This window comes from Achromobacter sp. ACM03, from assembly GCF_014851665.1.
Classification (GTDB): Bacteria; Pseudomonadota; Gammaproteobacteria; order Burkholderiales; family Burkholderiaceae_B; genus Achromobacter; species Achromobacter aegrifaciens.
Genome location: NZ_JACVAD010000003.1, coordinates 757,965 through 765,347 on the forward strand (window position 1 = coordinate 757,965; position 7,383 = coordinate 765,347).

The window sequence follows — 7,383 nt, forward strand, 5'->3', positions numbered from 1 at the left end:
TTTTTCAGAACGAAAACTGATTCAACACATCCGGCATACCCTTGGCCAGGTCCTCAGCCTCGCGGCTGGCCAGAATAGCGGCGTCCCACAGCTCGAAGTGCGCGCCCAGACCGAGCAGCATCACATCGCGCGTCATACCGGAAGCGTTGCGCAGTTCAGGAGCGATCAGGACCCGGCCGGAGCCATCCAGTTCCACGTCCTGAGCGTTGCCCAGCAACAGCCGCTGCAACGCGCGCGCCGTCATGGGAAAGGCGGCAATCTGCTCGCGCTTCTTTTCCCACTCGGGCCGCGGGTAGACCAGCAAGCAGCCGTCAGGGTGGCGTGTCAGGGTCAGCCGGCCATCGGCCTGCGACATGAGCGCGTCACGGTGCCGGGTCGGAATCGAGATCCGTCCCTTGGCATCCAGCGTGAGCGCGCTGCTTCCCTGAAACACCACTTTTACCCCACTTAATTGCACAATTTCCTACTATTTCCCACTCTACGGTATGGGATCGGGGCGGTCAAGCGCGTGGTTGCAATTTTTTCAATCACAACAAGGACTTAGATCAATATGTAAATCCGCAAAAAGAAAAACCTCCCAATAAATCAGGAGGTTGCGGCACTATCTAAAAGTCCTTCTTCAGAAGTGGCGGCTAACAATGCCTTTGCATTGTTTTACGGTCGGTCGTTTGCTCCGGTTGGCAAGGCTTCCAGCCGGGCCCGCCGATTTGAGCGGCCCCAAAAATGGTCCGGCCCGGCCAGCGCGACGCCAGGTTCCAGCCAGGACCAGGCTCGCGTTGCGAATGAGTTGCAAGACGGGTCTATAGGCCGGATTCTGTACACCAGGTTTCCCTGGCGGACGATCATTCCTCTGGACGGATCATTGCTGAGCCGCTCTAGCCATCTACCCGCATGCTTGGACGGGCCGCCCTACGCGGTCCGAAGACCGCACGCATGCCTATTTGATGTTGCTCCGGATAGAGGTTGCCGCGTTTCACCCTGCGATGCCGCCGCCCGTTGCCGGACGGCGCGATACGGAGATGGCCGTATCTGTGCGCGCGATGCACGCCCGCCCCGCAGACTCGTCTCTGTGGCCCTATTCCTCAACCGCGCCCGAAGACGCGGCCGGACGGCCGTTAGCCGTTACCCTGCCCTGTGGAGTCCGGACCTTCCTCGATGGATTCGCATCCACCGCGATCGTCCGACCCGCCTTGCGGTGCGTATTCTATTACACCCGCCAGCTCCGTCCCCGAAGAAGCCGCGACACTAGCCGTGCAAACGGCGTTACGGGGTTCCTGCGACAATACGCCTTGATTCGCTCAGACGCCGCAGACAATACCCATCACATGGCCCTTGCTACTCTCATCACCCTTACCGACATCCAGCTGGCCTATGGCCACCACCCGCTGCTGGACCACGCCGATTTCGCCATCCAGGCCGGCGAGCGCATCGGCCTCATCGGCCGCAATGGCGCCGGCAAGTCCTCGCTGCTGAGACTGCTGGACGGCAGGACCCAGCCCGACGACGGCGACATCGCCCGCAGTTCGGGTCTGCGCGTGGCCACGGTCGAACAGGAACCCGAACTGGACGAAAACGCCACCGTCTTCGATGTGGTCTGCAATGTCGAGGGCGATCATGAAGACTGGCAGCGCCCCTCGCGCGTGCGCTCGGTGCTCGAAAAACTCGGCCTGCCCGCGGACGTACAGATCGCCGGCCTGTCCGGCGGCACGCGCAAGCGCGTCGCGCTGGCGCGCGCCCTGGTCGATGAGCCGGACCTGCTGCTGCTGGACGAACCCACCAACCACCTGGACTTCGAAGGCATCGCCTGGCTGGAAGACATGCTGCGCACCTGGAAAGGCGCCGCCGTCATCATCACCCACGACCGCCGCTTCCTGGACGCAGTGGCTACCCGCATCGTCGAACTCGACCGCGGGCGCCTGCTGAGTTTTCCCGGCAACTTTTCGCAGTGGCAGGAGCGCAAGGCCCAGTGGCTCGAATCCGAGCGCCTGGAACAAGCGCGCTTCGACAAGCTGCTGGCGCAGGAAGAAGTCTGGATCCGCAAGGGCGTCGAGGCCCGCCGCACCCGCAACGAAGGCCGCGTGCGCCGCCTGGAACGGCTGCGGGTCGAACGCGCCGAACGCCGCGAACGCGTCGGCGACGTCTCGCTCGCGCTGGCCGAGGGCCAGCGCTCCGGCAAGCTGGTCGCCGAACTCGACCACGTGAACAAGGCCTTCGGCGACAAGATCGTGGTGGACGACTATTCCACCACCATCCTGCGCGGCGACCGCATCGGCATCATCGGCCCCAACGGCGCCGGCAAGACCACCCTGCTCAAGCTGATCCTGGGCGAGATGCAACCCGACAGCGGCACGACGCGGCTGGGTACCAACGTCGCGGTCGCGTACTTCGACCAGATGCGCGCGCAGCTGGACGAAAACGCCACGCTCGTCGACATCATCAGCCCGGGCAGCGAATGGGTGGAAATCGGCGGCGCCCGCAAGCACGTCATGAGCTACCTCGGGGACTTCCTGTTCTCGCCCGCCCGCGCCGGCTCGCCCGTGCGCAGCCTGTCCGGCGGCGAACGCGCCCGCCTGCTGCTGGCGCGCCTGTTCGCCCGCCCTGCCAACGTGCTGGTGCTGGACGAACCCACCAACGACCTCGACATCGAAACGCTGGAACTGCTGGAAGAATTGCTGCAGGAGTACCAGGGCACGGTGCTGCTGGTCAGCCATGACCGCGCCTTCCTGAACAACGTCGTTACGCAGACCATCGCCTACGAAGGCAATGGCCGCTGGCGCGATTACGTGGGCGGCTACGACGAATGGGTCGCGCAGCGGCCCGCGCCCGCGGCCCCGGCCGACGACGCAACCCCCGCCGCCCGGCCTGTCGACGATGCCGCCGCGCGCGCCAAGGCCGCCAAGCCCAAACCGGCCAAGTCGGCCAAGATGAACTCCTGGGAACTGCGCGAACTGGAAGGCCTGCCGGACGCCATCGCCGCCCTGGAGGCGCAACAAGCGGAACTTGCCGGCAAGCTCGCCGATGGCAGCCTCTACCGCGACGCGCCCGCCGAAGTCGAACGCATCAACGGCGAACTGGCCAAGCTGGAAAGCGAACTCGAAGAGCGCTTCGCCCGCTGGGAACTGCTGGAAGCGCGCCGCGAAGGCACGCTGTAATCAGCTTGTCTCTATATACATATAGAGGCGCATGAAAAATGCCCCCGAAACCCGGGGGCATTTCTTTTGTTCCGGACCTGCCGGACGGCGCAATTGCCTAGCCCCGCGCGCGCCAGGTCAGCGCTTCACCCGCGGCCAGCGGAACCAGCGTCGTGTTGCCGAACGCGACTTCCTCGGGCACCTGGTAGGCCTCGCGCACCAGCGTCAGCGTGCCGGTGTTGCGCGGCAGGCCGTAGAAGTCCGGGCCATGGAAACTGGCGAAGCCTTCCAGCTTGTCCAGCTTGCCGACCGCGTCGAAGGCGGTGGCGTACAGCTCCATCGCGTGCAATGCCGTGTAGCAGCCGGCGCAACCGCAAGCATGCTCCTTCAACCCGCGCGCGTGCGGCGCGCTGTCGGTGCCCAGGAAAAAGCGCGGACTGCCGCTGGTCGCCGCCTCGACCAGCGCAAGGCGGTGCGTTTCGCGCTTAAGCACGGGCAGACAGTAGAAGTGCGGCCGCACGCCACCTTGGAAAATCGCATTGCGGTTGTACAGCAGGTGCTGCGGTGTGATCGTGGCTGCGATGGGACCTTCCGCGTCGCGCACGTATTCCGCGCCCTCTTTCGTCGTGATGTGTTCGAACACCACCTTCAAGGCGGGGAAGGCGCGGCGCAGCGGCTTCATCACGCGCTCGACAAAGATTGCTTCGCGGTCGAACAGGTCGATCGACGGATCCGTCACTTCGCCGTGCACCAACAACGGCATGCCGCATTTTTCCAGCGCTTCCAGCGCCTTCGTGCATTTGCCCAGCAGATCGGTCACGCCGGCATCGGAGTTGGTCGTGGCGCCTGCCGGATAAAGTTTCACGGCGTAGACTTGGCCCGACTCGTAGGCGCGGAAAATCTCTTCCGACGTGGTGTTGTCGGTCAGATACAGCGTCATCAACGGCGTGAAGGCATCGGGATTGCCGCCCGCCTTCTTCAAGGCCTCCAGAATGCGGCCGCGATAGGCCAACGCCTGTTCGGTGGTCGTGACCGGCGGCTTCAGGTTGGGCATGATGATTGCGCGCGCGAACTGGCGCGCGGTATCCGCCACCACCGCCTCGAGGGCAGCGCCGTCGCGCAGATGCAGGTGCCAGTCGTCCGGCCGGGTGATGGTGAGCTGAGTCGTGTTTTGAGTAGACATGGAAAGGCTTCTTAATCTGCCAGCGGCATGCCCCGTTCGGCCAGCGCGCTGAACATCGCGCTGCCCAAGGGGATGACGGCATCGTTGAAATCAAAATGCGAGTTGTGCAGCACGCAGCCGGAATCGGCTCCGCCCTGGCCCAGGCGGAAGTATGCGCCAGGCTTGCTCTGCAACATGAAAGAGAAATCCTCGGAGCCCATCGAGGGCGTCAGATCGCGCACGACGTTCTCCTTGCCTATCATCTCGGTGGCGATGTCGGCCACCAGATTGGCGTGCTGCGGCGTGTTCAAGGTCGCAGGGTAGATCCGTTCGTAAGTGACCTCGGCAGTGCCGCCGAAAGCGCCCGCAATCGCGGACACCAACTCGCGCATGCGGGTCTCCACCATTTCCTGGACGGACTTGCGGAACGTGCGCACCGTGCCGACCATTCTCGCTTCGCGCGGAATCACGCTCATGGCGCCGGGATGCCCGGCTTGCAGCGATCCGATGGACACCACCGCCGAATCCAGCGGATTGACGTTGCGCGACACGATGGTCTGCAACGCCGTAATGATCTGCCCTGCGATGGTGACCGGATCGATGGTCTGGTAAGGATGCGCGCCGTGGCCGCCGCGCCCTGTGATCAGGATCTCGAAGCGATCGGCCGCGGCCATCATCGGCCCGGGGTTGATGCCTATCGTGCCCGGCTTCAGGCCCGGCCAGTTATGCAGCGCGTAGATCGCGTCGCACGGAAAGGTATCGAACAGGCCATCTTCCAGCATGGCGCGCGCGCCGCCGCGCCCCTCTTCCGCAGGCTGGAAGATCAGAACCGCGGTGCCATCGAAATTGCGCGTCTGCGACAGGTACTTGGCCGCGCCGATCAGTACCGCGGTGTGACCGTCGTGGCCGCAACCGTGCATCAGGCCAGGCTTGGTCGACTTGTGCCCGAAGTCGTTGTCTTCGGTCATGGGCAAGGCGTCCATGTCGGCACGCAGGCCTATCATGCGCCCGCTATCGCAGCGTTTGCCGCGGATGACGCCCACCACGCCAGTCTTGCCGATGCCGCGGTGCACCTCGATCCCCAGCGCCTCCAGCGCGCCCGCCACGATTCCGGAGGTCCGGACTTCCTCGAAGCCCAACTCGGGGTGCGCGTGCAAATCGCGCCGCAGCGCCGTCAATTCGTCATGAAAGAGGCGAATTGATTCCAAAGGAGATCGTGCGTACATAGGAGGTTACAGAATGACGATATAGAGGGGACAGTCTGTGCATTTTAGTTGCTACAGAGGATAAATGCCTTTGTCTTTACGAGAGAGACACGTTATGCTCCGGCCGCAGGACAATTTTTCCAACAGCCAGAGAAGGAGCGCCGCATTATGGCCACAACCTCCAAACCCGCGACCGCGCGCAAGCCGAACGCTGCATTCATGAAGCCCCTGACCCCCAGCGCCGAACTGGCCGCCGTCATCGGCTCGGAAGCCGTGCCGCGTACCGAGGTCACCAAAAAGATCTGGGAATACATCAAGAAGCACAACCTGCAAGATGCCAGCAACAAGCGCAACATCAACGCCGATGCCAAGCTGCGCCCGATCTTCGGCAAAGATCAGGTCACGATGTTCGAACTGACCAAGCTGGTCAACGCACATCTGAAGTAAGCAGGCAAAGGGCGTACCCCGTACGTCCCTGCCTTCATATCGTCGCGACGCCCCGGTTCATTCCTGGGCGAGCTCGCCTCCCCAGCGCAGCTTTCTCTCACCGCGACAGCCACGCCGCAATCTCGCCGGCACGGCCCGATTCCCCACACCAGCATTCCCCGAAAGCCAAGCCTGGCGCGCCTCTTCAGGCAGTTGGCATGGCTTCCTCGCGGTCTCGTGGCCAGCATTCGGAAGCAGCATGGATTGGCCCATGCGCGATGGCTGCACATGCTGCGGGCCCACGTGTCGAGCGTGAATAATCCTGCACCAGCAGAGGCCTTCGAAACGCTGAATTGCACTCAGCGCTTGTTCGCTGATGCCCGCACCCGCTGTCCAAGTACGGGCTACAAGATCGAACTCAACAAAGCAAAAGGCCGGCATATGCCGGCCTTCTGTTTGAACGCGAGCCTTCAGGCGTAGGTAGTCGGCGCGGAGCCTTCCAGCAACGACAGCCAGCCCTTGATCAGGCGATACAGCACCCAGATCACGGTCGCGGCCAGGCCGATCCAGCCGATGAAGATGAGCGTCGCGATGCCGCTGATGGCCAGCCACAGCAGGGCCCACCAGAAGGTACGCAGCAGCCAGTCGAAATGAGCGGCATAGACGGTACCTGCGGCGTCCGAGCGCTTCAGGTACATCAGCACTACGGCCGCCAGCGTGGCGATGCCCAGGAAACCGCTCGTCAGGAAGCCCAGGGCGTACAAGCCATAGGCAACGTGGGTCAGCGTGCGCAGGTCTAACGTCGTTCCGGGCACGGGGGTCTGGGGATCACTCACGATAACGCTCCAACGAATTGACTCGGTCAATCTTACCGCACAAAGCTACCCCGCCCACGGCCGTTGTTATTTGTGCACATTCAATGCTGGCGCGGCTTGCAGCCTGATTGACGGTCCGCGACCACTCGCCCAAAAGCCCCAGCCGCCCGCAGCCGCGCCGACCGCTTGCTAGCTCATCGCAACAACACCGCAAAAGAAAAACCCCGCAGCGCGAGCTGCGGGGTTCCTGGAATCAAAGCCTGACAATGACCTACTTTCACGGACGTCCGTCCACTATCATCGGCGCAAAGGCGTTTCACTGTCCTGTTCGGGATGGGAAGGAGTGGGACCACCTTGCTATGGTTGTCAGGCGTAACTGCTTGAGTGCCTGCCCTATCGTGGGCAAACGCTCCAATCCTGTAGCGAGACCGATGCGCGTGCCTGGAGCAGATCTCGACAGGCGCCCGCAATGGGCTCTCACAAAGACAAAACCCCACAGGGGTTACCTGTGGGGTTCTGCGGAATAAAAGCTTGACGATGACCTACTTTCACAGACGTCCGTCCACTATCATCGGCGCAAAGTCGTTTCACTGTCCTGTTCGGGATGGGAAGGAGTGGGACCAACTCGCTATGGTCGTCAAGCG

The 7,383-nt window shown here is 63.0% G+C and carries 6 protein-coding genes, 2 rRNA genes and 1 other RNA gene; 2 read left to right on the plus strand and 7 right to left on the minus strand.

The genetic code is table 11. The annotated features are described in order from the left end of the window. Positions 1 to 4: 4 nt before the first annotated feature. Both mraZ and rnpB read right to left on the minus strand, forming a co-directional pair. Positions 5 to 433 (minus strand): division/cell wall cluster transcriptional repressor MraZ, encoded by a 429-nt coding sequence (gene mraZ / locus IB257_RS19190; protein ID WP_192492682.1) that lies wholly within the window; start codon positions 431 to 433, stop codon positions 5 to 7. Between the two features lie 354 nt (positions 434 to 787). Next, positions 788 to 1,192: RNase P RNA component class A (gene rnpB, locus IB257_RS19195), an RNA gene on the minus strand. A 133-nt stretch (positions 1,193 to 1,325) separates the two neighbouring features. Here rnpB and IB257_RS19200 point away from each other — a divergent pair. Further along, positions 1,326 to 3,152 (plus strand): ATP-binding cassette domain-containing protein, encoded by a 1,827-nt coding sequence (locus IB257_RS19200; protein ID WP_192492683.1) that lies wholly within the window; start codon positions 1,326 to 1,328, stop codon positions 3,150 to 3,152. 97 nt (positions 3,153 to 3,249) lie between these two features. On the opposite strand, the gene pyrC is transcribed toward IB257_RS19200, so the two are convergent. Together pyrC and IB257_RS19210 are read right to left on the minus strand one after the other, a co-directional pair. Next, on the minus strand, positions 3,250 to 4,314 hold the full coding sequence (pyrC, locus tag IB257_RS19205) for a dihydroorotase (protein WP_054457610.1): 1,065 nt from the start codon (positions 4,312 to 4,314) through the stop codon (positions 3,250 to 3,252). An 11-nt stretch (positions 4,315 to 4,325) separates the two neighbouring features. Then, positions 4,326 to 5,519, minus strand: coding sequence for a M20 aminoacylase family protein (locus IB257_RS19210; RefSeq protein ID WP_054457611.1), 1,194 nt, complete (start codon positions 5,517 to 5,519; stop codon positions 4,326 to 4,328). Between the two features lie 147 nt (positions 5,520 to 5,666). On the opposite strand from IB257_RS19210, the gene IB257_RS19215 reads away from it, so the two are divergent. Then, complete coding sequence (locus tag IB257_RS19215; RefSeq protein WP_006217453.1) at positions 5,667 to 5,945, plus strand: SWIB/MDM2 domain-containing protein; 279 nt, start codon at positions 5,667 to 5,669, stop codon at positions 5,943 to 5,945. 449 nt (positions 5,946 to 6,394) lie between these two features. Here the strand turns inward: IB257_RS19215 and IB257_RS19220 are convergent, their stop codons facing one another. The 3 genes from IB257_RS19220 to rrf (IB257_RS19230) all read right to left on the minus strand — a co-directional run bounded on the left by IB257_RS19220 (position 6,395) and on the right by rrf (IB257_RS19230) (position 7,381). Next, positions 6,395 to 6,760, minus strand: coding sequence for a membrane protein (locus IB257_RS19220; RefSeq protein ID WP_013391517.1), 366 nt, complete (start codon positions 6,758 to 6,760; stop codon positions 6,395 to 6,397). Positions 6,761 to 6,997: 237 nt separating this feature from the next. Continuing rightward, a 5S ribosomal RNA gene (gene rrf / locus IB257_RS19225) occupies positions 6,998 to 7,110 on the minus strand. A 158-nt stretch (positions 7,111 to 7,268) separates the two neighbouring features. Beyond that, positions 7,269 to 7,381 (minus strand): 5S ribosomal RNA (rrf, locus tag IB257_RS19230). Between the last annotated feature and the right edge of the window lie 2 nt (positions 7,382 to 7,383).